The sequence below is a fragment of the Sporosarcina sp. GTC18466 genome, assembly GCF_055389225.1.
Window position 1 is genome coordinate 2,179,726 of the sequence record NZ_AP044037.1, and the last position, 24,301, is coordinate 2,204,026.

The window sequence follows — 24,301 nt, forward strand, 5'->3', positions numbered from 1 at the left end:
TGGGGAAGAGGTGATTTGAGAAATGAAAATTCTTGCGAATCGGCTGACGATCGCTTTTCTGTTTTGCCTGGTGTTCGGCGGCATTTTTGCATACATAGCGCGCGGCATCAGCAAGGCATCCATCGATGGTTTTGACAAATCCGTCATTGACACGGTGCAAGGGTGGGAAGCATCGTGGCTTACGCCTATCATGAAGACATTCACTTTCATCGGTTCAACATCTGTCGTCCTGCTTCTGATGGCCGCTATTTTCCTTATTCTTTATTTTATCCGCAAAGAACGCCCGAATGCGTATCTTTTTGCGGCTGCCATGGTCGGCACAGGGGTGCTGAACCAGGTGCTGAAGTATATCTTCCGGCGTGACCGCCCGACCTTCCATCGCCTGACGGAAGTGAGCGGCTACAGTTTTCCGAGCGGCCACACGATGATGGCATTCAGCTTGTATGTGATCCTCGCCTATATCTTATGGCGGCACGCCCGGTCGAATGCGGGTAGGGTAGTCCTTGCACTGCTTGCGGTGTTCATGTTCGTCATGATCGGCATCAGCCGCATCTATCTCGGCGCCCACTACCCAAGCGACGTGCTAGGCGGCATGGCGGCAAGCGCATTCTGGCTGATCGTTTCCATCACTGTCTATGACCAATACCGCGATCGACAGGCTAAACGGTTAAAATCGTCCCCGCTATGAGGGACGATTTTTTCATTCATACTTGTTGGCTTCCTCGTCAGATAGCACACGCGGCTGGAAACCGCCCAGTTCGACGTATTCTGTCCGCCCGTTTACAAGGACCCGATAGACATCCCGGTCGCTTGTGTTGAAAATCGATTCGGCCGTTTCCTCTTTCCCCAGATAGAAATCCTTGATCTCCTTCTCGACGTATAACGGAATCTCGCCGTTTTCAGTGACGTATCCTTTCTTTTCCTTCCGCAGCTCCTGCTCTTGTTCCCATCTTTTTTTCGCATCAGGGTTCATCTGGAAGTAAATATCCTGCAGCAGATCGATCACTTCGCCGAATCCCATGATCAGCAAGCCGTAAAGGGCATGTGTCGCAATGATGCCGATGAAACCGAACAATGCTGTCCCGGTCAGCTCGAACTGCTGTCCCATCATCCCGCCAAACTCATCGTACATATACGCGCCGGTTTGAGATGCCACGACTAAAAAGAATATGGCTTGCAACACACCCCAGCCCATCACTACTATAGATGCAATTTTTATCAGATAGCCGATTGCACTGCGTTTCTTGAAAAATGTGATCATCCTGCCGCCTCCTTGAAATCTTTCAGATAGGTAGTATACGATACAGGAAATGATTGGTTTCATTTATTGAAAGGAGATTGTGGCATGAATCCATTTACAGAACGGGCTGTGCAGGTCATATCTGGCATTCCGGCAGGCAGAGTCATGACATACGGCCAGGTTGCGGCTTGCAGCGGCAATCCGCGCGGCGCCCGCCAAGTCGTGCGCGTACTGCATTCGATGAGCAGCAAATATGAACTTCCTTGGCACCGGGTCATCAATGCGCAAGGGGGCATCTCGACCCCTGCGGAACGTGAGGAAAAAGGCTATTTGCAAAGGGAGTTGCTGGAAGCGGAAGGTGTGCAGTTCGGCATGGATGGCAAAATCGACCTCGGGCAGTATCGCCACGAGCCGGAGAATGGAGAAGACTGGTTATGAGAAAAGAGGCATACGCCGGCACCCTGATCGGAATTGCCGCCTCCTTTCTTCTGAATGCCCTGATCCGCCGTTCGTTTGAATAGGAGCTGTGCTCATTATCATGTTTGGAATGTTTGCAGGAAATGCAGTGGCCAGCTGGATGTACCGCCGGCGTTAAACCGCACGCAGCGGTTTGCTGATCACTCGCTGGATGGACAGCACCCGGTCCATCTTGAACAGCCGTCTCTCGTGCCGCAGATGGCAATAGGCTTGAAATGAATCTTGGCCGACTGCAAGGATATGCACCTTGCGTTTGGACAATTTCCCGTCCGCCCGCATATAGATCATCTCAGCCAGAGACTGGCGTTCGCATAGTTTAAGCAGTTCATTTCGCATCTGGATCCCTCTTTCGTCAGGAACGTTTGTTCTTATTATATGCGAACAGAGAAACAAATGCAATTTACAGATGCTGTGTTGATTTCCATCAGGGAGTAAGCGCGGATAAGGGCTGTCCGTGGTGCCAAAGCATGCAGCGCACCGGGGAAAGGTGAATAGCTGTTAGTTCTCGCGCCGCCCGCCTGGCAACTCGCATGGCCAAAAATCAAGGCTGACTTTGCAAAGTAAGCAATCGATGTACAAAACGAAGCAATCCCCACGCCAAAAGAAGCAACCCTCCCGCCCAATAAAGCAATCCGCTTGCCAATCGAAGCAACCAGCAAGCAGAAAGAAGCAACCTGCCTGCCGAATGAAGCAATCCCCTGCCGCCAAGCTTCCGCTTCCTGCCAGCCGGTCTCTATGGTAGGATGAGAATAATCAAAAAAAGTAGTAGGGGGCTATCGAGTGCGGCTAGAGGGAAAAACGGCAGTCATTACAGGCGGAGCGAATGGAATTGGGGCGGTGGCGGCGCATTTGTTTGGCAAGAAGGGTGCGCAGGTTGCGATTTTGGATTTCGACGAGGCGGCTGGAGAGAAGACAGCGGCGGCCTTGCATGCGGAAGGCATCGAAGTCGAGTTTTTTAAAACGGATGTTGCAGACGAAGCCTCAGCAAAGGAGGCTGCGCAGCGCGTGATGTCGCATTTCGGCAAGGTGGACATCCTTGTAAACAATGCTGGCATCACGAAGGATGCATTGCTTGTAAAGATGACGGCTGCCGATTTCCAGCGGGTGCTAGACGTAAACTTGACCGGCGTATTCAATTGCACGCAGGCATTCCTGCCGGCGATGCTTGCGCAGGGTAAAGGGAAAATCATCAATACGTCGTCCATCGCGGGGACCGGCGGGAATATCGGGCAGACGAATTATGCAGCTTCAAAGGCAGGCGTGATCGGCATGACGCGTACATGGGCGAAGGAGTATGGACCGAAGGGAATCAATGTGAATGCAGTCGCCCCGGGGTTCATCGAAACCGATATGATTGAGACGATTCCAGATAAGGTGATGCAGCAGATTCACATGCTGACGCCGTTTACGCGGCTCGGCAAGCCGGAAGACGTGGCCAATGCCTATCTGTTCCTGGCTTCCGATAAGTCGGATTTCGTGAATGGGACAGTGCTGGAAGTGGATGGCGGCATGCTGAAATAGATTGTGAACGTTTTCACAAAAAGTGATACTTGTCATATGAAAAGTCATGACATTTATGTCTACTGCATTTTCTGAAAACGCTTTACTATGGTAACAACAACATCTTCCGAAGGGGAGGAACGTTTCCATGAGTAAAGAGAAAACGAAGCAGTTGCATAAGGCTGTTGCGCCATATGCAAAATCGGATATGAAAAAGAGTGTCGTCCAACTGATCAATACAGTGCCGCCAGTTCTGGTGTTATGGTTTTTGGCCTATCAAAGTCTTTCTGTCTCCATCTGGCTCACGTTCGCGCTTGCAATTGTCGCAGCCGGATTCGTCGTGCGCACATTCATCATCTTCCATGATTGCACACACGGTTCGTTTTTCAAGAATAAAAAAGCAAATGATGTCGTAGGAACCATCACTGGTGTCCTGACGCTGTTCCCGTATGAAAAGTGGAAGCGTGAGCATGCAATCCATCATGCCTCGAGTTCAAACCTCGACAAGCGCGGCGTCGGCGATATCTGGGTGCTCACCATCGACGAATACAAGGCAGCTTCTAAATGGACGCGCCTCGCATACCGTTTCTACCGGAATCCGTTCGTCATGTTCGGGCTCGGACCGCTCTATCTAGTGCTGATTTCCAGCCGTTTTAACCGCAAAGATGCGAGACGTAAAGAGCGAATGAACACATATTTGACGAATGTCATTCTAGTCGTCGTTTATGGACTGCTTATCTGGCTCGTCGGCTGGCAGTCGTTCCTCATCGTGCAGGGCTCGATCATGTTTGTCGCTGCTGCGCTCGGCATCTGGCTGTTCTACATCCAGCATACGTTCGAGGATTCCTATTTCGAGGAAGAATCGGAATGGGACTATGTGAAGGCTGCAGTTGAAGGAAGCTCGTACTACAAACTGCCGAAAGTGCTTCAATGGGCGACAGGCAATATCGGCTTCCACCACGTCCATCACTTGGCACCGCGAGTGCCAAACTATAACTTGGAGCTTGCGCATGATTCGACGCCTCCACTCCACCAGGCAACGACTATTACGATCCGTACGAGTCTCGAATCGCTCCGCTATAAGCTGTACGATCCGGAACATAAAACATTCGTGACGTTCAAGGAAGTAAGACGGCAGATGAAAATGCCGGCTGTATCGCTCGATTTGAAACGGAAGCGTACCAGCCTGGACAGTAAGTGATCATAGAATAATCAGCGGCTGCCACCCGACAGGGGGGGCGGCCGCTTTGGCAAGGGAAGGTGACAGTATGCAAAAATGGTATAGTATTTTTCCGCGGAATCCGTGGCTCAGCATATATGCATGGATCATCTTTTGCTTGCTGCCGTTCTTTTTCATTTTCCGTTCCTCCAATCTGATCAGCATCCTCGTCGGCATCGCTCTGCTATTGCTGTTTTTCCTGTCGTATTTCTTTTCATTTAAATCAAAGAGCGGCCTCGTGTATATGTGGCTCAGTTTTGAAATCGCCATCAATATTGTCATGACGCTTTTGTTCGGATATGTGTACTTGTCGATTTTCACGGCATTCTTCATCGGCAACATCCGGAGATCGACGGGCTTTTTCATCATGTATGGACTGCATATCTTCTTTACGATCAGTTCCATCCTGTCGGGGTTCTTCATCGATATCCACCTTTTCTTGACGCAGCTCCACTTTGTCATTATCACAGTGATCGGGGTCATCCTGCTTCCATTCAATTTGTATTACCGCAATAAACGGGAGAACCTTGAAGGGCAGCTGGAAGATGCGAAGGAACGGATTTCGGAGCTCGTCCTTCTCGAGGAGCGGGAACGGATCGCCCGAGACCTGCATGATACCCTTGGCCAGAAGCTATCGATGATCGGGTTGAAAAGTGATCTGGCGCGTCGGCTCATTTCGCGTGACCCGGCAGCCGCCGAGCAGGAATTGAGCGATATCCGCAACACCGCGAGCATCGCGCTGAAGGAAGTGCGTGAGCTTGTCGCGGGCATTCGGGCGACTAAACTCCAGGATGAAGTGATCCGGGTGAGGGAAATTCTCCGTGCGGCAGAGATGGAAACGGTCATCGAAGGGGAGGCCGAATCGACGGGCTTGCCGGGCCATGTGGAAAATGTGGTGAGCATGTGCCTTAAGGAAGCGGTCACGAACGTCGTAAAACATAGCGGCGCGACACGATGCGAAGTGCATTTTGAGAAGGGGCCGAATGAGTTCATAGTGAGCGTATGTGACAACGGGATAGGACTGAAGAAGACGGGCCTTGAAGGAAGCGGGCTGCGCGGCATCGCAGAGCGCCTCGAGTTCATCAATGGCAGTCTCACGGTTGAAACCGATCAAGGGACGACGCTTACGATGCGTGTACCGTTCGTCATCACACATCAAGGAAAGGAGGGGTCGGCATGATCCGGATTGTCATTGCGGAAGATCAGGGTATGATGCTGGGGGCGCTCGGTTCGCTGCTCAACATGGAGGACGATATGGAAGTCGTCGGCATGGCCCGAAACGGCGAAGAGGCGATTCAGATGGTGAATGAACAGCGGCCGGACATCTGCATCATGGACATCGAAATGCCGGTGAAGACGGGACTCGATGCAGCCGAGGCGTTGCAGGTGAGCGGGGTGAAAATCATCATCCTCACGACCTTCGCGCGTGCCGGCTATTTTGAACGGGCCCGAAAAGCAGGCGTACGCGGCTATCTGCTGAAAGACAGCCCGATCGAGGAACTGGTCGCCTCCATTCACGCCATCATGGACGGGCGCCGCATCTACGCGCCTGAACTGGTCGACATTGCATACGGCGGCAGCGACGAAACCGAAAATCCGCTGACCGAACGTGAAAGCCAGGTCCTCAGTCTTGTTGCGGATGGCAAAACGACAAAAGAGATTGCCGGCGAACTGTATCTCACCCCAGGTACGGTCCGCAATTATATTTCCACCATCCTTGATAAGCTAGGAGCCGGCAACCGAATCGAAGCGATTGCCCGTTTCAAAGAGAAAGGCTGGCATAAATGATCCGCATCGCCTGTTGATGCGGGGTTTTTTAGGTTATATGCCTGTAGTGCAAGGATTTTCGGCCATATTCTATGCTATCATTTTCGTAAGATGACAAAAGGGGGAATTGGCATGGGAGATACGACATTGGCACGTGCTCGGCAGTTGGATCAGGAGGATGCGCTTGCCATATATCGTGAAGAATTTTATAAAGTGAAGAACGCAATTTATATGGATGGCAATTCGCTGGGCCTCCTTTCGAAACGTGCAGAGCGTACGCTGCAGGAGCTTTTGGAATCGTGGAAGACGCTCGGCATTGACGGCTGGACGGAAGGCGGGCACCCATGGTACTACCTGTCCGAGCAGGCAGGCGGTAAGATGGCGCCGCTCGTCGGGGGATCAGCGCATGAGGTGATTGCAACCGGTTCCACGACAGGCAATCTGCATCAGCTGGCGGCGACGTTCTACAAGCCGTCTGGCACACGCACGAAGATACTGGCGGATGAACTCAACTTTCCGTCAGATATCTATGCGCTGCAAAGCCAGCTTCAGCTGAAGGGGTACGACCCGGATGAGCACTTGATCCGCTCAAAAAGCCGTGACGGTAGAATGCTCAGTGAAGATGATCTTATTGAAGCGATGACGGATGAGGTGGCGCTGATCGTGCTGCCCGGGGTGCTGTACCGGAGCGGTCAGGTTCTCGATATGGCACGCCTGTCAAAAGCGGCGAACGAGCGCGGCATTCCGATCGGTTTTGATCTCTGCCACTCCATCGGTTCTGTTCCGCATGAATTGCATGACTGGGGCGCCGATTTTGCGTTCTGGTGTACGTATAAGCATTTGAACGCAGGTCCGGGATCTGTCGGCGGGCTATTCATCCACGAAAAGCATCTGCCTGTCGTTCCGGGTCTAGCCGGTTGGTTCGGGTCAGACAAGGGAGCGCAATTTGACATGGAGCATGTAATGACGCCGGCGCAGCAGGCAGGTGCACTCCAGATCGGCACGCCGCATGTCCTCAGTCTGGCCCCGCTGCTCGGTTCGCTCGAGTACTTTGAAGAAGCGGGCATCAAGGCAGTACGGGAGAAGTCGCTGCACCTAACCGGCTTCATGCTGGAATTGGCCGAGGCGGAGCTAGCAGGGCTAGGTTTTACGATTGGCAACCCGGTTGACGATTCCCGCGGCGGCCATATTTTGCTGGAGCATGCGGAAGCGGCACGCATCTGCAAAGCGCTGAAAAAAGACGGCGTCATCCCGGATTTCCGCGCACCGAGCGGCATCCGTCTTGCGCCGGTCGCCCTTTACAATTCGTTTGAAGACGTTTGGCATACCGTCCAGATCTTGAAAACGATCATGGAAGAGAAACGCTATGAGCAATTCGAAAACAAGAGGGGGGTTGTCGCATGACGGGAGGATGGATTGATATTTCGCAGCCGCTCTATAACGGTATTGCAGAGTGGCCGGGCGACACGCCATTCCAGTACGAAGTCGCTTTTAAGAAAGAGGACACTGGTTCTGCCAACATTGGCAGGCTGGTAACGAGCACGCATATGGGCACGCATATCGACGCGCCCTTCCACTATGACAATGACGGCAAGAAGGTGCATGAGCTGCCCGTCGATACGTATATCGGCCGAGCGCGTGTTATCGATGTATCGGGTCTTGCAAGCGTCGGCCGTGCGGATCTGGAGGCCTTCGACTTCGGCGGTGCCACGCGCATTTTATTGAAGAGCGAAAAAGGACGCAATACAGGTAAGTTCCCTGCAGATTATATGGTGCTGCGGGCGGATATCGGACCTTTCTTGAAAGGGCGGGGCGTGAAGCTGGTCGGGGTCGACGCGCCTTCCGTCGATCCGGAGAAGAGCAAGTCGCTCGACGCGCATCACTCGCTTCATGAGAATGGTGTGCTGATTCTTGAAAATATCGTGCTGGACGAAGTGGAGCCGGGAGATTATGAACTGATTGCGCTCCCGCTCCCGCTGCAGGACGCAGACGGAAGTCCTGTGCGCGCCGTTGTAAGGAAGTGGCACGGATGACGGAAAAGGGGATCCATACCGACTTCAAAGACAATATGACATACGGCGAGTACTTGCGCCTGGATCAGGTGCTTGCGAGTCAGGAGCGTTTGTCCGGCCATCATGACGAAATGCTGTTCATCATCATCCATCAGGTGAGCGAATTGTGGATGAAACTCATTCTGCATGAGTTGAATACGGCGATTGCGCTGATTGAAAAAGGGGAACTGCCGGAAGCGTTCAAAATGCTTGCCCGCGTGTCGCGTGTCCAAGCGCAGATCATCCAGGCATGGGATGTCCTCGCGACGATGACCCCTGCGGAATACATGGAGTTTCGAGAGAGCCTCGGCCGTGCGTCCGGCTTCCAGTCGTACCAGAACAGGCTGATCGAGTTCGCGCTCGGCTACAAACAGCCGCATATCCTCAAGATCTATGAGAAGGATCCGGAGCTTGCCCGTGAAATGACGGCCGCCTACCATGCACCTGGCATTTACGACGTCGCCATACGCGCACTCAGCCGTGCAGGTTTTGCGATCAACCCGGAGCTGCTCAAGCGTGACTACTCCGTGACCTATGAGGGCGATCCGACAGTTGCGGCCGCCTGGCTCACGGTCTACCGTGATGTCGATACCTACTGGGATCTGTATCAGCTTGCGGAGAAGCTCGTCGACATCGAAGACAGCCACCAGCAATGGCGCTTTCGCCATATGAAAACCGTCGAGCGGATCATCGGTTTCAAGTCCGGCACAGGCGGTTCCTCGGGCGTCAGCTATCTGAAGCAAGTGCTCGACCACCGCTTCTTCCCGGAATTGTGGGATGTGCGGACCAAGTTATAAAATGCGAAAAGCTGCCAGGCGGCATATCCGGCAGCTTTTTTGATGCGTATGTAGGAAATAGCAGAAGTGTATTGGCCCGCTTGGTGCGTGATCACCGGGTAGCAGGAGTTTATCACCGGGTAGAGCCAGTTTATCACCGAGTAGAAGTACTTTATCACCGGCTGGAGCAAGTTTATCACCGGGTAGAGCCAGTTTATCACCGGCTAGATGTACTTTATCACCGGCTGAAGCAAGTTTATCACCGCCTGGCTACAAATCCGGCGCCAGTTACCACCGCTCAACCTGCCCCGCAGTCACTCCACTTTTCAGTCTCACGTCATTCCAAAAAACCGAGCTGGCAATGAACCTGCCGAATTGAACGTCTTTTCGGCCGTAGGAACCCCTCCCCGAACCGTTTCGGCCCATTGCCCCACCCGGGAGATTGCGATCCATCCTGCAGCCTGAGGTCCATGCGGCATACGCACAGAGGCAAGGCTGCCCGTTCGTACAGCATCTTCTTCCTTTCACAATCGGACTAGAAGAATATCCTTATACAATGGAATATGCATCACGCTCCCTTGGTAGACCAGGAGACCAGCCCCGGCCATCCGCCAAAGCGGACTGCTTGGCGGACTTATCGTTATTTTCACTATATTCAAGGCGTGTCATTGCGGTGTGTGCCGATGCCTGTACGCCTATCTTCAGAAATTCTTCAGAAAGCCGATGCATAATTCTTCATGTTTCAGTGGGAAGATAGTGATAACCAAAACTTGGGGGCGGTAGGATGAAGAAACTAGGTGCTCTGCTGCTGGTCGCTGCGCTGGCTGTCGCCGGATGGATGAAAGGATCGGCGCTGACCGGAGACGATGCGGAGAACGTGAAAGCGGCAATCGTGATGGATGCGGATACGAACCAGATCTTATACGAAGAAAATGGCCAGGAGCCTCTGCCGATCGCCAGCATGTCAAAATTGATGACACAGTATCTTGTGCTGGACGCCATAAAGGCGGGTGATCTTGACTGGCATGATGTCTATCAGCCGGGTGATGAAGAGATCCGTAAAATGGCGCAGCCTGGAATGGCGGCGCTCGGCCTTGAGAAAGGGCATGCCTATACGGTGCATGAGCTGTTTACAGCCATGACGGTCATCTCCGCAAACGACGCAGCCATCGCGCTTGCCGGGATGACGGCAAGTTCCGAAGAGGGATTTGTAGAGGCGATGAACGAGAAGGCGGACGAGCTTGGCCTTGCCAGTGCCCGTTTCATCAATGCAACGGGACTGGATGAAGAGCGGACCAACATTGCATCCGCCCGGGATGTCGCGGCGCTTGCCCAAAAGCTGCTGGAGCACCATCCGGAAGTTCTTGAATTTACGAAGATGACGGATTTCACGACAGAAGAGGGGGTGCGCCGGTGGAGTACGAATGCCATGCTGCCTGGAATGCCTGATGCGGTAAGCGGGATGGATGGTCTCAAGACAGGCTATACCGAGAAGGCCGGCTCCTGTTTCGCGAGTACAGGAATTTACGGCGGAAAACGCATCATCACCATCGTCATGGGGGCCGGAAAGGATGATGGCAGCTCGGGGCCAACGCGGTTTGATGTGACCCGGGAATTGCTGGATGCCTATGCGCTTCGCCAATGAAAAGCGGAGCGCCTTTTCGCGTGCTATACTGTAGGGAATAGTAAGGGGGGACTCGCATGGAACGATGGCAGGATATGCCGCTCGTGCAACAGCTGGCGGCAAAGGAGGAACTGCTTTGGCTGAACCCAAATGTACAAAGTGCTGCAATGGGAATCCGGCAGTCCGGCATCACGGCAGCTGATGTCCAGGACGCGGCAGGAAGGCTTCGCAGGTTCGCTCCCTATATCGCACGGGTTTTTCCGGAAACACGGGACGCAGGCGGACTGATCGAATCGCCGCTTACGAGAATCCCTCAGATGCAGAAAGCGCTGGAGCAGTTCGGCGGCATGTCGATTCCAGGCCAAGTATGGCTGAAAGAGGATAATGCACTGCCCATTTCAGGATCAATCAAAGCGCGGGGCGGCATCTATGAAGTGTTGAAGCATGCCGAAACGCTTGCACTTGAACATGGATTGCTGAGCAGCGGCGACAGTTATGAGAAATTCGACGAGCCGGAGCTGCGGAATTTGTTTGCGAAGCATAAGATTGCTGTCGGATCGACAGGGAATCTTGGACTTAGCATCGGGATCATGAGTGCGAAACTCGGCTTCAATGTGACCGTCCACATGTCAGCAGATGCAAAAGAGTGGAAGAAGGAGCTCCTTCGGGAGAAGGGCGTACTGGTTGTCGAATATGCGGATGACTATAGCAAGGCGGTCGAAGAAGGCCGCAGACAGGCGGAAGAGAACCCGCTCTGTCATTTCATTGATGACGAGAACTCCAAGGATCTTTTTCTCGGCTACGCAGTCGCAGGTGAGAGGCTTGCCGGGCAGTTCAAAAAGCAGGGAATCCGGGTCGATCAGGACCATCCGCTTTTCGTCTATTTGCCATGCGGCGTCGGAGGCGGTCCTGGCGGCGTGGCGTTCGGGCTGAAACTCGTGTTTGGCGATCATGTCCATTGTTTTTTCGCGGAACCGACCCACTCGCCCGCCATGCTGCTTGGAATGTGTACTCGGCTGCATGCGGATATTTCAGTCGAGGATATCGGGCTGGATAATCAGACGGCGGCTGACGGACTCGCGGTCGGCAGGCCATCAGGATTTGTCGGAAAGGTGATGGACCCCCTGCTTGCAGGTTGTTTCACCGTTTCAGACAACAGACTGTTCCGCTCGCTCGCCATGCTTGCGGATTCAGAGAATATCCGCCTGGAACCATCAGCCCTAGCCGGAATGACAGGTCCGTTAAGAATGATTTCTGAGAATGTGAAAGACGCAAAGTCGGTTACTGCTACGCATCTTGTATGGGGAACGGGCGGCGGAATGGTGCCTGAAGAGGAGATGGATATCTACTATGGCATCGGAAAAGATCAGCTTGCCCGGTGAGGAAATACTCTTTATTTCCCGGGAAATCGACATATTTCCCGGGAAAGTATTTTCATAAAGCCTTGTCATATCAAGGTTTCTGGTTCTTGATAGAAGTTTGGGAATAAATATTTCATTGCAATAAGTCGGGAAATAACGGTGTTAAAGTCGAATATAGGTTAATCTTAGTAGAGGAATCGCCAAAGATAGAACGTAGCATATGCTTCCCATCCTCCCCAAAGAGCGAAAATCTCGAGTACGGCTTCCCGGGTCGGCTTTTCTTCAAGATTATCAAGAAATTTGATGGCGTTGAGAAGGCCGACATCTGCAAGCGGGAGAGCGGACTGGAATCTGAGGCAGCGCATAAGGACGTAATTAGCGGTCCATGGCCCTATGCCCCGTATACGCGTCAGCATTCGTTCCGCATCCTTGAAGTCTTTTGCGGCAAGCAGCTTTTCTTTTGTCAGGTCCCTGCTTGCAATCAGATCGGCGACATGGATGAGGTACTCGCTCTTGCGTCTTGTCATCTGCAGGGCCATCAGATCTTCGACAGTGAGACGGGCAATAACGTGTGGCTCGGGAAATAGCCAATATGATGTGCCCTCAGCTTCGACAGATTCCCCATAAGCCTCTACAAACCGCCTTTTCAACGTGAAGGCGAATGCCAAGTTGATCTGCTGGCCGATAATCCCCCAGCAAACGGCCTCGAACAGATCAGGAATGCCCATATTCCGCAAGCCGTAAAACTCTGTGACCGCCCGTTTCAAATACCGGTCATTTTCCGCCATTTCATAGAATGGCTGTAAGTCGGTTTCTAGGTCAAACCAGTCAGTGATGAACCGTTTGATTTTTAATCGACCCTCGTTTGTCAGCTCGCTAAACACGGTAACGAGCAAGCCTCCGTCCATATTCTCCTCCACTTCGAAGACAGCAGGTTCCTCTCCTTCTAGTCTAATTGCCCGGCGGACACGGGAATCCTTCACTTCGTACATACATTCATTCCCGGCCTCCGCCAAGTAGCGGATGTTCTGCTGAAAACTGAATTCATCCGGCACATGAATATGAAATTTTTCCATGCGGCTACCCTCCCTTTCCTATAGTTGTACCATAGCCTCACGCCAGTCGGTATAATAAGAGTATTGAAAGGGGAGTGGACGATTTGGATGAAATCATCTGGGCGCGAGGCGAGCACAAGGGCTGGCCGTTTATGATCGCTAAAACGAAACATGGTGTTTGTTACTTGGATACTGCGGACGGGGATTTCAACAAATGGTGCCAAAAACGGCTGCCGGATGCCTCTGTCAGGCAAGATGAGGAACAGCTTTCAGCAGAGATGGAGGAAGTCATCTCTTATTTGGACGGCAGGCGGGAGACGTTTACATTTCCTGTCGACTTGAAGGGGACCGAATTTCAGCTTGACGTCTGGCGTGCGCTTCAAGACATTTCGTACGGCGAGACAGCATGCTATGCCGATATTGCGGAAGCGGTCAAACGGCCTTCCGCAGTGCGGGCAGTCGGCGCGGCGATCGGGGCGAATCCGGTGCTTCTGGCTGTCCCCTGCCACCGTGTCATCGGAAAGGATGGAAAGCTGACAGGCTTTCGCGGAGGTCTTGAGATGAAGGGCCGGCTGTTAGTGCTCGAAGGCCGTATCATCTCATCGTAATTTGGGGAAAATGGAGGCGGGAGGGATTTGGATGGAGGATCAATGGAATGGCGGTAAGCCGTCCTATACGTACGAAAGGATCATCGAATCGGAAGAAGGATTTGCGGTCACCATAACCGGAAAAGTTCTAGCGCATTTGAAGCTTCAGGCCGGGGAAGAGGTGCTGGCCATCCTGAAAGAGGATGAGCTTGTGATCAGGAAAATCCCAAGCGGAGGGATGGATGGTGTGCCGGGAGAATTGTTGCAACCGCTTCAAGAGACGATGACGGAGTATAGTCCAATCATGTCAGACCGAAATTGCAGGGCAGACCTCGACGGCGAGTGATGTTTCATTTTCCTGGTAACAGGGAATAGTAGAAATGACAACTCGACTTGGAGGCATCTGTACAGTGAAAACAGCAGAAGAACCAACCATGACTACTTGTAATACGGAATATGGAACTCTCAAAAAGGTTATTCTTTGTCCGCCGAAACATATGGCGATCGAGGATGCCATCAATGAGGTGCAGAAAGAATATATTGATGAAAATATAGATACAAACGTAGCGATGTTGCAGCATAATGCATTTGAGAAAGCGTTAGTGGAGAACGGCGTCAACGTCATCAAACTTTCACCGTCCGAGGAGCTGCCTGAGCAGGTCTTTACGCGTGATATCGGTTTTACAATCGGCGACACCGTTTTTGTGGCGGAAATGGCGGAAGATATCCGTAAAGGTGAGGAAAAGACGCTGATCGAGTGGCTTGAAAAACAGGGCATTCCTTACCGCGCTGCAACGAGCGAAGTGGAAGGCGGCGACGTCATTATCGACCGCGACACCGTCTACGTCGGGATCAGCAGCCGGACATGCGAAGCGGCCGCTTCAAAACTGGAGGCCGCGCTGCCAGGACGGACTGTCAAACCGCTCCCGTTTGACGAGAGCTATCTGCATCTCGACTGCGTTTTCAATATCCTGGCACCCGGCGTCGCGCTCATTTTCCCGCCGGCATTCGATCAGAAGACGGTCGATGAACTCGCAGCTACCTTTAAACTGATTGAAGTGGAGGCGGACGAGCAGTTCACGATGGGGACGAATGTGCTTTCCATCGGAGACGGCAAACTGTTTAGCTTGCCGCAAAATCCGAAAGTAAACGAAGCAATGCGCCGGGAAGGCTTCGAAGTCATCGAGATCGACCTCTCTGAGATCATTAAATCTGGAGGCTCCTTCCGTTGCTGCAGTATGCCGCTTGTGCGGGATTAAAACGAGAGAAAAGCTGCCCTTGCGGGGGCGGCTTTTTTGGTGGGCTTTTATGGGTGATCGGCATCCCGTGTCATGATGAAAGCCTGCTGAGCCAGTTGAATCGCAGCCCCCGTCCATTTATCCGACTGTACTGTAATCAGCTCTCTTCCCATTAAAAAAGGACTGCCCGGCAGTCCTCATCCTTCAAAAATATTTGTCTTTCCATCATCTTCATTCTCATACGCTATGAGGGTCACGCCCAGTTCCTTTTCCATCGCGCCGAGTGCTTCGAGCTGTACATCAGTCAACTTGGCCAGCGGCGTCTCTTCTGGCATCTGTTCTCGTTTCATCGTCAGTCCTCCTTAATCGGTTGCGTGTAGGATGCACGCAATCAGAAGGATTATGCCCAAAAATCGAAGTTTCTATTGAATCTTCGAACCTGACTGGCTCGTACTAGATACTGGGAGGTGTTCCATTCCGATGTCTATCCTCATTTCACTTATTATTTTCGGTTTTTTTGCCTATCAGCAGAAAGACGAGTTTTTGCGGCTGACGGTGCCAAGACGGCTGGCCTTGATCGGGGCTTATCTATTGGCAGTGCTGGTTGCTTTTATTCTGATCTATTATGGAGGTAATTGGCTCGCGCATCAGGTGCCGAATGCATTTTTCAGCAAGACAGTCTTTGTGATGGCCGTCATCCTTGGCCTGGCAGCTGGCAGTTATGTATGGTTTGCATTGGGCCGGAAAATCACCGAAGGGCGTTTTCCGGGGGATTCATGAGTCCGTTCCTGATGCCTGCCATAAACGCACCAAAAGTCCCTTCCCGTCATCTGTCATAGCTGGTATCTTTATGGTAGGGAGACTATCCATTCCATATGGGAGCGTTCAGGAGGGGTATGGATGCATATTAAAAAATTGGTGCATGCCATTGAGAAGTGTGTAGCTTCGTCGGATCTGGTGGCGGCGAGGCGTTTGGCGGAGGAGCATATGGCGGAGCTGCAGCAGCATCCTCATTTGTTGACCCGGCAGATCCGCGAGTTGGTCGAGGTGCTGGCTGCGATGGCGGATACGGGCATTCAGCCGCTGAACCGGCAGGAGATGAATCAGATCCAGCATATCAATACGTACGCTTCAACGTTCAATTTGCGGGGCTTGCAATTGTCGCTTGCAGAGAATCCGTCGCTGTTTGCGCGGGAGGATATCCACCATTATTTGAATGCGGATGCGAAGGCATTGCTTGAGGGCATGTCCGCTATATAATTGAATTTGCGTGTTACCCCATTCGGCATTTGGTTGCTGCATGGGGTCTTTTATATGTAACTGAAGTGCATATCCGGATTGCGAAGTATAATCCTCCGTCTCCCCTAATACAGTTTAGTACTGGATAAATAGGGGGAGGAGTTCATTGAAACAGGTTTTTCTCTTTGGCGCGACGATTATCGTGGGAATCGTGTTAGGCATTGCAGTGACCATTTGGATGGAGTCATTTGTATAAAGGGAAATGGCAGGGAGCCGTCTGGCGGAAGACGGCTCTTTTTATATTTCGTCCTGCAGCTGTGCAAGTATCCCTTGTCCCGCGGGAGAAGCCGCGTACGCTAGAGTGTAGGGGAAATGTCGAGTTAAAATACACGGGGAGGGAGGGTTCGGACATGTTGTTTTTTGAGGATGAAATCCAGCGTGCGCGAAAGGCTACAGGACCGTCGGGATGGCAAGAGATGGCCGCCCAAGATCCGCGGATGAACGGTGTGCTGCGGAAGGAGGGCTTGCGACAGGAGCGCGAGCGGTCTGCCGCCATCGAGCGGAGGCGGCGCCTGCTGGACCGATAATTGACATCGGCCCGCTTGCATGCGCAGGCGGGCTGATTTTACATTACATCGTATCAAAGTATTCATTTGTCAGATCACCATTGATGCCGATGGCGGCGGCACTGCCCGCGCCTGCCGCGATGACGAGCTGCGAGGGGACGATATGGGCGGCGTCGCCTGCCGCGTAGACGTTCCAGACATTCGTGCGGCCGTATTCGTCGGTCTCTATGCCGCCGTATTCGTTGCATTCGCATCCAAGCTGCTCCGCGAATGGCGTGGCATGACTCCAAAGGGGTGTCACGAAGCCGCCGGTGCGGTCGATTAGCGTGCCGTCCTCCAGGCGGACGCTGCGCAGCTGGCCGTTTTCGCCTTCGAGGCCAGCAACGATATCTTCATAGACGCGGATCCCTTTGGCGAGGAGTTTATTGCGTTCCTCCAGCTCCAGCCGCCCTTCGCCATTTGTAAAGACAGCTAGGTCCCGGCTCCAGGAAAATACCTCTTTCGCCAGCTTGAACACGTTCTTATCCGCAATCACGGCTAGCGGCCGGTCGCGCAATTCCCAGCCGTCGCAATAAGGGCAGCTGAACAGGCTGGTACCGTAGAAGCGTTCGATGTCAGGGATGTTCGGCAGCTCATCCTTCAGTCCTGTTGCCAGCAAGATTTTGATCGCATGGATCGTCTGCCCGTCCGCTGTCGTCAGCTCGTAATGGGTGTCCGAAATTCGCTCAAGCGACTGGACGGTCGTTTTCATATATTCCACGCTCGGGTAGCGGTCAATTTCCGCATGGGCGATTTTACGGAACTCTTTCGGGGAGATTCCGTCCCGGGTGATGAATCCGTGAGCTTCCCGCGTCGGCCGGTTCCGTGCCTGGTCGTTATCAATCAATGCCACATTCCGTCTTGCACGGCCTAAAACAAGCGCGGCGTTAAGACCGGCCGGGCCGCCGCCGATAATGGCGCAATCGTATCTCATCCGTTCGTACACTTCCTTTTTCCTTTGTCATCAGCGGGAGAACACATACATAGGGACGCTCTTCTGTTCCGGTTCGAATCCAATCGTTTCATAGAAGCCGACCGCTTCCGGGTAGGAGACGAGGACTTTCGTATGCATATCCTCATACTTTCCAAGCATCATGCGCATGATCTCTTTTCCGATGCCGCTGCCCTGGTATGCGGGATCTGTCAGTACATAATGGAAATACACAGCCATTGCGTCATCGGAGAGGGCATTCGCAAGTCCGATCAGCTGGTCGCCATCCCAAGCGGTCGCGACCGAATGCGAATTCATGATGGCTGCAAAAAGGTCTTCGGGATAGTCCGCCGACTCCCACTCGACAGATTGGAACAGCCTTCCTACATTCTCCTCAGTCAGCTTTGATCGATCGAATGTATATGTAATTGTCATTATCATGTCCCCTTTCCATTGTTAAAAATCCACCTTCTTTCTATATAGCCTAAATGATTGTGTTGTAATCAAAAAAAGAGGGCTTTGGCCGAATTACTCGACGCAAAAACCCCTTCTTCCCCATGTCTTCAGGAAAGAAGGGGCAGTTTATTCGACAAGATCGATGACGAGATCTCCGACGCCTAGGTCAATTTTCATGTCAATGACTACGTCGGCGTTCTTATAAGCCTCGTTCACATAGACGCCTTTGCCTTCCGAAATGAAATCTTTTGCGCCAAGGGAGCCGATTCCTTTTGAGACGGTCAGCCGTACACCAGTCTCCTTTGGCAAAAGGATCGTCGCATCCCCGACGCCGAGATCGATGTCCGCCTTGAAGCTATCGTGCCACTCGCCACTCAGATCGATCGTCGCATCGCTGACGCCTGCGTCAATGGAGAGGCTGCTGAGACGGATGTCTGACAGATCGATATGCGAGTCGGAAACCCCCATGTCGATCTCAAGGTCAATCGGCACTTGATTGGTCAACTGCAGATCCCAATCATTGTGTATCTTCCGGAATCCTGACAGGAAGGCGGACTTTTGCGTGATAGCTATTATGCCGGTAGACTTCTTGTTCTTGTACGACACGACAGGCTGCAGCCTCTTGCTATTCGTGTTGATGGAGCCGGTCATCCACTCATCCGAACCGCCTGTGATGAAGAGGTCTCCATACCCGAAATCGATATCGACTTTCAGGCTTTTCGCATGGTCCTGCTCAATTACTACATCCCCTGATGTTCCATTCGTGAAAAAACGATTATACCCCCAAATCCCGAAAACAACGAGAAATCCTGCGATGAGGGCTGCCGTTAACACCTTTTGCATACGCTTTCGCTCCTTTTATCCTTTGACTCTATCATAAGCGAATTTCTCAAGGAAATGACCGGCCGAATGCATGAAATTGAGCTCAGTCCTAGGTCCGAGAGCCTCTAGGTCACTGCGTCAAGATGTGTCTGGTTCAGCGGGCTGCCCTGCGCATGCCGATAAGAGAAAGAGAAGCGCGGCTAGCGGCATAATCGCTTTATTCATATGTGTGTACCTCCTCATCGTAGTTTTCATCTTCTACGGAAGAGGAGGGGAATGTGTTCATGATTTGCGGGAAATAAACCTTTCAGGGGAGAGGGGAGCGGGCCTTTTGGCGGAATAGAACATATCTTTTGTACGAAGAAAAGCACCGAGGCGGCAAGAGATGCCCCGGTGCCTGCAAAAGATTAATGCAGAAGATTCGCCTTTTCCTCAACTGCTTTGACTGCATCCTCGATCGACATGCCTCGCATGGAGATTACGGGGAAGTCGAACTCTTGTGGATTCCCCTCATTAATCGCACGGACAATCCCGATGTCATACCCCGTCACATGGTCGTCCGAATTGAACATGTTCGCTTCGAATCCTTTTGCCTGAAGTGCCGCCATCACGTCTTCGTATGGCTGCTCGACTGCGATTTTCACCATAATAGGTCCCTCCTGTTCAGTTGAAATGACATGCATCCGTATGATTCCCATGGATTTCGCAATTATGTGGGATGGAATAACGCTTTTCATTCAACCTAAGGAGGAATCGCCATTCATGTGAGTGAGGATAATCGGGTATACAATATAGAAAAGGAAGTTGAAAGGGGCGGCATGATGGAAAATAAGCATACAACAGGGTGGCATTTGGAAAACAGTTATACGCAGCTGCCAGACGCCTTTTACGCCGATACGCATCCGGAGCGCTCTCCCTCGCCGGAGCTTGTCAAATTGAATCGGCCGCTTGCCGCGGAGCTCGGATTTGATCCGGATCAGCTTGCCGCGGAAGGCCTGGAAGTGCTCGCAGGGAATGAGATGCCGGAAAATAGCCGGCCGATCGCCCAGGCATATGCGGGACATCAGTTCGGCCATTTCACGATGCTCGGGGATGGGCGTGCAGTGCTGCTTGGCGAACAGATCACCCCCAGCGGCAGACGGCTTGATGTCCAGCTGAAGGGATCTGGCAGGACGCCATTTTCACGCGGCGGCGATGGACGGGCTGCGCTCGGGCCGATGCTGCGCGAATATATCATCAGTGAAGCGATGCATGCACTTGGCATCCCGACGACGCGCAGTCTCGCTGTAGTAAAGACAGGCGATCCTGTATACCGGGAAGATGTGCTGGAAGGCGCGATTCTTACACGGGTGGCAGCGAGCCACTTGCGCGTCGGCACATTCCAGTACGCAGCTGCCCGTCAAGTGACCGGTGACGTCAAGGCTCTCGCGGACTATGCGATTGACCGGCATAACCCGAAAGCGCGAGAAACGGAAAACCCATATATCGCATTTTTCGATGGCGTCCTCGAACGCCAGGCGTCTTTGATTGCGAAATGGCAGCTGGTCGGTTTCATCCACGGTGTCATGAATACAGACAATATGACGATCAGCGGCGAGACGATCGACTATGGGCCATGCGCGTTCATGGATATGTACGATCCAAGGACGGTCTTCAGCTCGATTGATAGACAAGGCAGATACGCCTACGGCAATCAACCCGGCATCGCCAATTGGAATTTGGCGCGGTTTGCAGAGACATTGCTGCCGCTATTTGACGAGGAGCAGGAAAAGGCGATCGCCATTGCGGAAGAGCGGCTGTCCAGGTTCGGCGGACTGTTCCGTGATAACTGGCTGGACGGCATGCGGCGAAAGCTCGGTCTCCTTGGCGAAGAGGAAGACGACACCGGCCTCATCGATGGCCTGCTTTCAATGATGGAAAAGCAAGGTGCGGACTTTACCAACACGTTCCGGGCGCTGACCCAAGGAACCGAGCACGAACTCGCCATGAGCGAAACGCCCGTCTTTAAGAAATGGCATTCAAACTGGACCGCCCGCCGCAGCCGGCAGGCCGCATCCGGGGACGAAAGCGCCTCTCTTATGCGTCGCAGCAATCCCGCCATCATCCCGCGCAACCACCGAGTCGAAGAAGCGCTCGAAGCTGCAGTCCAGCGCGGCGACTTCACAGTGCTGGACCGTTTGCTCGACGTGCTGACCGATCCATACGCGTACAATGAAGAGCAGATCGCCTATACGATGCCGTCCAGTTCTGGAGTTCCATACCGGACCTACTGCGGCACATAACGAAAAAAGCGACCGTTAGGCGGTCGCTTTTTTGAGGCGTTTTGGTTCTGTATCGCCGGCTAAACGGATTGTTCTTCTGTATAAACAGATCGCCCGACGGGATAAATGGATCGTTCTGCCGGCTAAACGGTCGCTCGCGAAGCTAAACGGATCGTTCCGCCGCGTAAACGGTCGCTTCGCCTTAACCGCTCGCTCGCCGAACATCATAATTCCGAAAGCGACAGCACGTCTCCGGTTACCGCGTCCACTGCCTGGTCGGAGTCGATCAATCCACATAATATATAGGCTTTCGAGTGGACGTCGTAGACATAGGTTGGCTCCATGGTGATGGAAGGGAGCATTTTTTCAAATGCGTCGGCATGACTGACGACAGGTCCAGGTGATGGCGCGTAGTCTGCGAACATTTCTTGGTGGATCATTTCGTTGTTGACCAGGTTGATCACTTTCATATTGTCCGGATCGATGAAGACGACGATTTTCGGGCTGATGATTCCGCTGTCTGCGGCTGCTTTACTGCAGCGGGCGAGGATCATCGAGTGTTCGTAGCGCAACGAATCCAGCTGCCAGATGCCGCTCGATTCCGGGTATTCTATCCGAAGCGCATCGGTGACAAGCTGGATGCAGCAGCCGGTATCGATGTCATTCCAGTCAAATGGGGTTTCTTCCGGCTGCCCGGCCGCTTGTTCTGCGGGGACTTCCTGATGTCCGAAGACAGGCTGGCGTTCGATCTGGCCGTTCAGCGGTTCCGACCATTCCAGCAGCTGGCCGATTTGCTTATCTGTCCTTTCTTCCGGGAAGTAGGGGATGAACGTCTTGCCGTCTGCGGTTATATATATTTCATCCACTGCATAGACAGGAAGAATCGTTTTGTTCACTTCGTCAGGAAGATGGATCAGCTTCAGCTGCGCCCGTACGGCAGGTTCAATTTCCTCAAGTGTTAAATTGAACGGTTCTGGCCGGAAGAGGCTGAGATCCGGCAATTCGCCGAATGTCACGTAGGTGAGCAGTCTGCCATCCTCGTCATACTCTAAATCCACCGTGAAGCCTGGTGAGAGGCGGAAACCTTCGATCCGCGCTTCAAACCGGAAACCGCCGGTATGCCCTTCCTCCGCGAAGAAGTGTTCCATGTACCGGAGGCCTGTCTGCCGCTCGACAAAAGCGGCCGCTTCCGTGACCGTCCTGTCTTTGAAGAAGCGCCGGGTGGCCAACGTCTTATCCATCGTGAAAATTACACTTTTATAACGCCCGTTGCCGAGTATATAATCGATGACCGCCGTGCCGTCTGGGTTGAGATCTTCTTCGTCCGGCAGTTCCGCGTCTCTCGGAAACCATTCCATCGTGAAAATATAGTCAGCCGCGCCGAGTTCATTTGCATGCTTGTGCGTGGAATAGCGCCCGAGCACATAGGCATCCAGCCCGAAGTCCGCGGCTGCCTGATCCGCGATTGTCTGCAGTCGTTTATCCATTCGTTGTACCGTCCTTTCGTTATCCTCCCCACTGTAGCATGCCGCGAACAGGCGGTGCAATCCGGCGGGCTGTACGGGAAAAATCCCGAACGGATTTTGCCCGTCCGGGGATTCGTTCTGTATCCTATACACATACTTTCTGCAGCATCGGCCGCAATTGTTCCGGTTTCTCTGGCCTGGAGAAATAGTAGCCCTGGATCAGGTCGCAGCCAGCCTGCTGCAGCCAGTCGACTTCTGCTTCCTCTTCGACGCCTTCGACGAGCACTTGCAGATTCAAGTTATGCCCGAGCTGGATCATGGAGCGGACGATGGTCGCGAGATCGATTGACGCATAGGCGGAAATAGTGGCAATGAGGTAGGATAAGACAACAAGATAAGGGTTATGATGATGCGCATGCATCATATGAAAATCAGCCATGACGGCACCTCGCTTCAGTGATACATCATATATCGGCTTGCGCATTTGCTTCTGAAGAGACACGGCAGCCTGTCAAGAAGTTTTAATACAGAGAAAACGGGAATGCTATAGGAAACGGATGAGGAGTGATGAACGTTGACGAAAAGTTATTCTGGCAACGCAGAAGAGAACCGGAACGATGCCGCATCCGTCGCAGACAAAGCGGCCAAAAGAGCGGAAGAACAGGTGGACGACATAAAGAAAGAAGCGCACGACGAAGTGAAGAAACAGCAGGAGAAGAACGCATAAGAAGAACCGGCGTCCGCGAGCGGCTGCCGGTTCTTTCTTCATTCCAAGTAACTTGTCAGCATGATCATCGCAAGAAGGCCCAGAAGGAAAGTGATTGTCGCCGACCGGGCGTGGCCGTCTCCGTGGCTTTCCGGTATCAATTCCTTATAGACGATGAACAGCATCGCACCGGCTGCAAAGGCAAGGCCGTACGGAACGATACCGGCAATCTGTTCGCCAAAGATCAGTCCTGCGAGTGCAGCAAGATACTCCATTAACGCGGCGATTGTCGCGTAATAGATCGCTCTCAGGCGGCTTGCACCTTGGGCTACAAGGAAGAGGGCGAGCAGGAATCCTTCCGGGATATTTTGCATGCCGATGGCAATCGCGACGAGAGGGCCTAGGTCTGCAACGCCGCTTGCAAAGCTGACGCCGACCGACAGGCCTTCCGGCAGATTATGCAGCACCATGGTAATGAATAGCAGGAACGCTCCTGACGTCACCTGGTCAGATGAAGAATGAAAATCGGTATGCGGCAGGCACATTTCGAGCAGCAGCAGGACGGCGGCTCCCGATAAAACCCCGGCGCATAGGATGGACAAACTGGAAATATGCAGGGCTGCTGGGATCAGGCTATAGGTAGAGGCGGCGACCATGACGCCGGCCGTGAACGCGAGCAGCATGTCCTTCCGTTTATGAGACATCTGCCTGATGAACACGACGGGAAGTGCGCCGGCGAGTGTCATGAAGGAAGCGATGAAGATAGTGGTAAGGATCGGCATAACCGCAGTTCCTCCTTACGAATCTGGATATGGAAGTGTATGTCCGGGCCGGGCCGGGCAGTACCCGGATTTTCGCCCGTCCACGATTTACCGGCATCATTCAAGGGTATACTCTGCCTGAAAGCACGATGTCTGGAG

The 24,301-nt window shown here is 52.9% G+C and carries 29 protein-coding genes; 18 read left to right on the top strand and 11 right to left on the bottom strand.

The window, feature by feature from the left end; genetic code table 11:
- The first annotated feature begins 22 nt into the window (after window positions 1-22).
- Window positions 23-688, top strand: coding sequence for a phosphatase PAP2 family protein (locus ACZ5FK_RS10630; RefSeq protein ID WP_464804881.1), 666 nt, complete (start codon window positions 23-25; stop codon window positions 686-688).
- Between the two features lie 12 nt (window positions 689-700).
- Here ACZ5FK_RS10630 and ACZ5FK_RS10635 read toward each other — a convergent pair whose 3' ends face one another.
- Window positions 701-1,261, bottom strand: a complete 561-nt coding sequence (locus ACZ5FK_RS10635) for a hypothetical protein (RefSeq protein ID WP_464804882.1) — start codon at window positions 1,259-1,261, stop codon at window positions 701-703.
- A gap of 84 nt (window positions 1,262-1,345) precedes the next feature.
- Here ACZ5FK_RS10635 and ACZ5FK_RS10640 point away from each other — a divergent pair, with 84 nt between their 5' ends.
- Window positions 1,346-1,678 (top strand): MGMT family protein, encoded by a 333-nt coding sequence (locus ACZ5FK_RS10640; protein WP_464804883.1) that lies wholly within the window; start codon window positions 1,346-1,348, stop codon window positions 1,676-1,678.
- A 153-nt stretch (window positions 1,679-1,831) separates the two neighbouring features.
- Here ACZ5FK_RS10640 and ACZ5FK_RS10645 read toward each other — a convergent pair whose 3' ends face one another.
- Window positions 1,832-2,053 (bottom strand): transcriptional regulator, encoded by a 222-nt coding sequence (locus ACZ5FK_RS10645; protein WP_464804884.1) that lies wholly within the window; start codon window positions 2,051-2,053, stop codon window positions 1,832-1,834.
- Between the two features lie 444 nt (window positions 2,054-2,497).
- Between ACZ5FK_RS10645 and fabG the strand changes: the two genes are divergently transcribed.
- The 9 genes from fabG (at window position 2,498) to ACZ5FK_RS10690 (ending at window position 12,036) form a co-directional block, all read left to right on the top strand.
- A complete protein-coding gene (gene fabG, locus ACZ5FK_RS10650; protein WP_464804885.1) occupies window positions 2,498-3,238 on the top strand; it encodes a 3-oxoacyl-ACP reductase FabG in 741 nt (246 codons plus the stop codon).
- Window positions 3,239-3,365: 127 nt separating this feature from the next.
- Complete coding sequence (gene desA / locus ACZ5FK_RS10655; protein ID WP_464804886.1) at window positions 3,366-4,418, top strand: Delta(5) desaturase DesA; 1,053 nt, start codon at window positions 3,366-3,368, stop codon at window positions 4,416-4,418.
- Between the two features lie 67 nt (window positions 4,419-4,485).
- Entirely contained in the window at window positions 4,486-5,616 is a 1,131-nt protein-coding gene (locus ACZ5FK_RS10660; protein WP_464804887.1) for a sensor histidine kinase, read from the top strand.
- On the top strand, window positions 5,613-6,224 hold the full coding sequence (locus ACZ5FK_RS10665; RefSeq protein ID WP_464804888.1) for a response regulator: 612 nt from the start codon (window positions 5,613-5,615) through the stop codon (window positions 6,222-6,224). The genes ACZ5FK_RS10660 and ACZ5FK_RS10665 overlap by 4 nt, the downstream gene beginning before the upstream one ends.
- A 111-nt stretch (window positions 6,225-6,335) precedes the next feature.
- On the top strand, window positions 6,336-7,607 hold the full coding sequence (gene kynU / locus ACZ5FK_RS10670; protein WP_464804889.1) for a kynureninase: 1,272 nt from the start codon (window positions 6,336-6,338) through the stop codon (window positions 7,605-7,607).
- A complete protein-coding gene (kynB, locus tag ACZ5FK_RS10675; protein ID WP_464804890.1) occupies window positions 7,604-8,236 on the top strand; it encodes an arylformamidase in 633 nt (210 codons plus the stop codon). Before kynU ends, kynB begins: the two co-directional genes overlap by 4 nt.
- The gene (kynA, locus tag ACZ5FK_RS10680) at window positions 8,233-9,051 is read left to right on the top strand and encodes a tryptophan 2,3-dioxygenase (RefSeq protein ID WP_464804891.1); all 819 of its coding nucleotides are present in this window, start codon (window positions 8,233-8,235) and stop codon (window positions 9,049-9,051) included. Before kynB ends, kynA begins: the two co-directional genes overlap by 4 nt.
- A 763-nt stretch (window positions 9,052-9,814) precedes the next feature.
- The gene (locus ACZ5FK_RS10685) at window positions 9,815-10,675 is read left to right on the top strand and encodes a D-alanyl-D-alanine carboxypeptidase family protein (RefSeq protein ID WP_464804892.1); all 861 of its coding nucleotides are present in this window, start codon (window positions 9,815-9,817) and stop codon (window positions 10,673-10,675) included.
- Window positions 10,676-10,731: 56 nt separating this feature from the next.
- Window positions 10,732-12,036, top strand: a complete 1,305-nt coding sequence (locus ACZ5FK_RS10690) for a D-serine ammonia-lyase (protein ID WP_464804893.1) — start codon at window positions 10,732-10,734, stop codon at window positions 12,034-12,036.
- A gap of 164 nt (window positions 12,037-12,200) precedes the next feature.
- On the opposite strand, the gene ACZ5FK_RS10695 is transcribed toward ACZ5FK_RS10690, so the two are convergent.
- A complete protein-coding gene (locus ACZ5FK_RS10695; RefSeq protein ID WP_464804894.1) occupies window positions 12,201-13,091 on the bottom strand; it encodes a DNA-3-methyladenine glycosylase family protein in 891 nt (296 codons plus the stop codon).
- A gap of 83 nt (window positions 13,092-13,174) precedes the next feature.
- On the opposite strand from ACZ5FK_RS10695, the gene ACZ5FK_RS10700 reads away from it, so the two are divergent.
- The 3 genes from ACZ5FK_RS10700 to ACZ5FK_RS10710 all read left to right on the top strand — a co-directional run bounded on the left by ACZ5FK_RS10700 (window position 13,175) and on the right by ACZ5FK_RS10710 (window position 14,916).
- Window positions 13,175-13,678 carry a methylated-DNA--[protein]-cysteine S-methyltransferase gene (locus ACZ5FK_RS10700; RefSeq protein WP_464804895.1) on the top strand — a complete coding sequence of 168 codons (504 nt, stop codon included), beginning with the start codon at window positions 13,175-13,177 and terminating at the stop codon, window positions 13,676-13,678.
- A 31-nt stretch (window positions 13,679-13,709) separates the two neighbouring features.
- The gene (locus tag ACZ5FK_RS10705; RefSeq protein WP_464804896.1) at window positions 13,710-14,003 is read left to right on the top strand and encodes a hypothetical protein; all 294 of its coding nucleotides are present in this window, start codon (window positions 13,710-13,712) and stop codon (window positions 14,001-14,003) included.
- Between the two features lie 88 nt (window positions 14,004-14,091).
- The gene (locus tag ACZ5FK_RS10710; protein WP_464804897.1) at window positions 14,092-14,916 is read left to right on the top strand and encodes a dimethylarginine dimethylaminohydrolase family protein; all 825 of its coding nucleotides are present in this window, start codon (window positions 14,092-14,094) and stop codon (window positions 14,914-14,916) included.
- Window positions 14,917-15,092: 176 nt separating this feature from the next.
- Here the strand turns inward: ACZ5FK_RS10710 and ACZ5FK_RS10715 are convergent, their stop codons facing one another.
- Window positions 15,093-15,245 carry a hypothetical protein gene (locus ACZ5FK_RS10715; RefSeq protein WP_464804898.1) on the bottom strand — a complete coding sequence of 51 codons (153 nt, stop codon included), beginning with the start codon at window positions 15,243-15,245 and terminating at the stop codon, window positions 15,093-15,095.
- 130 nt (window positions 15,246-15,375) lie between these two features.
- Here ACZ5FK_RS10715 and ACZ5FK_RS10720 point away from each other — a divergent pair, with 130 nt between their 5' ends.
- On the top strand, window positions 15,376-15,675 hold the full coding sequence (locus tag ACZ5FK_RS10720; protein ID WP_464804899.1) for a hypothetical protein: 300 nt from the start codon (window positions 15,376-15,378) through the stop codon (window positions 15,673-15,675).
- Between the two features lie 120 nt (window positions 15,676-15,795).
- Window positions 15,796-16,155: a hypothetical protein gene (locus tag ACZ5FK_RS10725; protein WP_464804900.1), complete on the top strand. Its 360-nt coding sequence runs from the start codon at window positions 15,796-15,798 to the stop codon at window positions 16,153-16,155.
- 609 nt (window positions 16,156-16,764) lie between these two features.
- Here the strand turns inward: ACZ5FK_RS10725 and ACZ5FK_RS10730 are convergent.
- From ACZ5FK_RS10730 to ACZ5FK_RS10745, 4 genes are all read right to left on the bottom strand, one after another.
- On the bottom strand, window positions 16,765-17,673 hold the full coding sequence (locus ACZ5FK_RS10730) for an NAD(P)/FAD-dependent oxidoreductase (RefSeq protein ID WP_464804901.1): 909 nt from the start codon (window positions 17,671-17,673) through the stop codon (window positions 16,765-16,767).
- Window positions 17,674-17,703: 30 nt separating this feature from the next.
- Window positions 17,704-18,105, bottom strand: a complete 402-nt coding sequence (locus ACZ5FK_RS10735; protein ID WP_464804902.1) for a GNAT family N-acetyltransferase — start codon at window positions 18,103-18,105, stop codon at window positions 17,704-17,706.
- A 147-nt stretch (window positions 18,106-18,252) separates the two neighbouring features.
- On the bottom strand, window positions 18,253-18,969 hold the full coding sequence (locus ACZ5FK_RS10740; protein ID WP_464804903.1) for a toast rack family protein: 717 nt from the start codon (window positions 18,967-18,969) through the stop codon (window positions 18,253-18,255).
- Window positions 18,970-19,355: 386 nt separating this feature from the next.
- Window positions 19,356-19,595, bottom strand: coding sequence for a YkuS family protein (locus ACZ5FK_RS10745; RefSeq protein ID WP_464804904.1), 240 nt, complete (start codon window positions 19,593-19,595; stop codon window positions 19,356-19,358).
- 174 nt (window positions 19,596-19,769) lie between these two features.
- Here ACZ5FK_RS10745 and ACZ5FK_RS10750 point away from each other — a divergent pair, with 174 nt between their 5' ends.
- Window positions 19,770-21,230, top strand: a complete 1,461-nt coding sequence (locus ACZ5FK_RS10750; protein WP_464807418.1) for a protein adenylyltransferase SelO — start codon at window positions 19,770-19,772, stop codon at window positions 21,228-21,230.
- Window positions 21,231-21,433: 203 nt separating this feature from the next.
- Here the strand turns inward: ACZ5FK_RS10750 and ACZ5FK_RS10755 are convergent, their stop codons facing one another.
- Together ACZ5FK_RS10755 and ACZ5FK_RS10760 are read right to left on the bottom strand one after the other, a co-directional pair.
- Window positions 21,434-22,696, bottom strand: a complete 1,263-nt coding sequence (locus tag ACZ5FK_RS10755; RefSeq protein WP_464804905.1) for a hypothetical protein — start codon at window positions 22,694-22,696, stop codon at window positions 21,434-21,436.
- 124 nt (window positions 22,697-22,820) lie between these two features.
- Window positions 22,821-23,114: an EAL domain-containing protein gene (locus tag ACZ5FK_RS10760; protein ID WP_464804906.1), complete on the bottom strand. Its 294-nt coding sequence runs from the start codon at window positions 23,112-23,114 to the stop codon at window positions 22,821-22,823.
- A 135-nt stretch (window positions 23,115-23,249) separates the two neighbouring features.
- Between ACZ5FK_RS10760 and ACZ5FK_RS10765 the strand changes: the two genes are divergently transcribed.
- A complete protein-coding gene (locus ACZ5FK_RS10765; RefSeq protein WP_464804907.1) occupies window positions 23,250-23,402 on the top strand; it encodes a hypothetical protein in 153 nt (50 codons plus the stop codon).
- 38 nt (window positions 23,403-23,440) lie between these two features.
- On the opposite strand, the gene ACZ5FK_RS10770 is transcribed toward ACZ5FK_RS10765, so the two are convergent.
- Window positions 23,441-24,163, bottom strand: a complete 723-nt coding sequence (locus tag ACZ5FK_RS10770; protein ID WP_464804908.1) for a ZIP family metal transporter — start codon at window positions 24,161-24,163, stop codon at window positions 23,441-23,443.
- Window positions 24,164-24,301 lie beyond the last annotated feature (138 nt).

Excerpts from the sequence above, each read along its gene's own strand:
- ACZ5FK_RS10630 (WP_464804881.1), top strand. The coding sequence starts at position 23 with ATGAAAATTCTTGCGAATCGGCTGACGATCGCTTTTCTGTTTTGCCTG.
- ACZ5FK_RS10635 (WP_464804882.1), bottom strand. The coding sequence starts at position 1,261 with ATGATCACATTTTTCAAGAAACGCAGTGCAATCGGCTATCTGATAAAA.
- ACZ5FK_RS10640 (WP_464804883.1), top strand. The coding sequence starts at position 1,346 with ATGAATCCATTTACAGAACGGGCTGTGCAGGTCATATCTGGCATTCCG.
- ACZ5FK_RS10645 (WP_464804884.1), bottom strand. The coding sequence starts at position 2,053 with ATGCGAAATGAACTGCTTAAACTATGCGAACGCCAGTCTCTGGCTGAG.
- desA (WP_464804886.1), top strand. The coding sequence starts at position 3,366 with ATGAGTAAAGAGAAAACGAAGCAGTTGCATAAGGCTGTTGCGCCATAT.
- ACZ5FK_RS10660 (WP_464804887.1), top strand. The coding sequence starts at position 4,486 with ATGCAAAAATGGTATAGTATTTTTCCGCGGAATCCGTGGCTCAGCATA.
- ACZ5FK_RS10665 (WP_464804888.1), top strand. The coding sequence starts at position 5,613 with ATGATCCGGATTGTCATTGCGGAAGATCAGGGTATGATGCTGGGGGCG.
- kynU (WP_464804889.1), top strand. The coding sequence starts at position 6,336 with ATGGGAGATACGACATTGGCACGTGCTCGGCAGTTGGATCAGGAGGAT.
- kynB (WP_464804890.1), top strand. The coding sequence starts at position 7,604 with ATGACGGGAGGATGGATTGATATTTCGCAGCCGCTCTATAACGGTATT.
- kynA (WP_464804891.1), top strand. The coding sequence starts at position 8,233 with ATGACGGAAAAGGGGATCCATACCGACTTCAAAGACAATATGACATAC.
- ACZ5FK_RS10685 (WP_464804892.1), top strand. The coding sequence starts at position 9,815 with ATGAAGAAACTAGGTGCTCTGCTGCTGGTCGCTGCGCTGGCTGTCGCC.
- ACZ5FK_RS10690 (WP_464804893.1), top strand. The coding sequence starts at position 10,732 with ATGGAACGATGGCAGGATATGCCGCTCGTGCAACAGCTGGCGGCAAAG.
- ACZ5FK_RS10695 (WP_464804894.1), bottom strand. The coding sequence starts at position 13,091 with ATGGAAAAATTTCATATTCATGTGCCGGATGAATTCAGTTTTCAGCAG.
- ACZ5FK_RS10705 (WP_464804896.1), top strand. The coding sequence starts at position 13,710 with ATGGAGGATCAATGGAATGGCGGTAAGCCGTCCTATACGTACGAAAGG.
- ACZ5FK_RS10710 (WP_464804897.1), top strand. The coding sequence starts at position 14,092 with ATGACTACTTGTAATACGGAATATGGAACTCTCAAAAAGGTTATTCTT.
- ACZ5FK_RS10715 (WP_464804898.1), bottom strand. The coding sequence starts at position 15,245 with ATGAAACGAGAACAGATGCCAGAAGAGACGCCGCTGGCCAAGTTGACT.
- ACZ5FK_RS10720 (WP_464804899.1), top strand. The coding sequence starts at position 15,376 with ATGTCTATCCTCATTTCACTTATTATTTTCGGTTTTTTTGCCTATCAG.
- ACZ5FK_RS10725 (WP_464804900.1), top strand. The coding sequence starts at position 15,796 with ATGCATATTAAAAAATTGGTGCATGCCATTGAGAAGTGTGTAGCTTCG.
- ACZ5FK_RS10730 (WP_464804901.1), bottom strand. The coding sequence starts at position 17,673 with ATGAGATACGATTGCGCCATTATCGGCGGCGGCCCGGCCGGTCTTAAC.
- ACZ5FK_RS10735 (WP_464804902.1), bottom strand. The coding sequence starts at position 18,105 with ATGACAATTACATATACATTCGATCGATCAAAGCTGACTGAGGAGAAT.
- ACZ5FK_RS10740 (WP_464804903.1), bottom strand. The coding sequence starts at position 18,969 with ATGCAAAAGGTGTTAACGGCAGCCCTCATCGCAGGATTTCTCGTTGTT.
- ACZ5FK_RS10745 (WP_464804904.1), bottom strand. The coding sequence starts at position 19,595 with ATGGTGAAAATCGCAGTCGAGCAGCCATACGAAGACGTGATGGCGGCA.
- ACZ5FK_RS10750 (WP_464807418.1), top strand. The coding sequence starts at position 19,770 with ATGGAAAATAAGCATACAACAGGGTGGCATTTGGAAAACAGTTATACG.
- ACZ5FK_RS10755 (WP_464804905.1), bottom strand. The coding sequence starts at position 22,696 with ATGGATAAACGACTGCAGACAATCGCGGATCAGGCAGCCGCGGACTTC.
- ACZ5FK_RS10760 (WP_464804906.1), bottom strand. The coding sequence starts at position 23,114 with ATGGCTGATTTTCATATGATGCATGCGCATCATCATAACCCTTATCTT.
- ACZ5FK_RS10770 (WP_464804908.1), bottom strand. The coding sequence starts at position 24,163 with ATGCCGATCCTTACCACTATCTTCATCGCTTCCTTCATGACACTCGCC.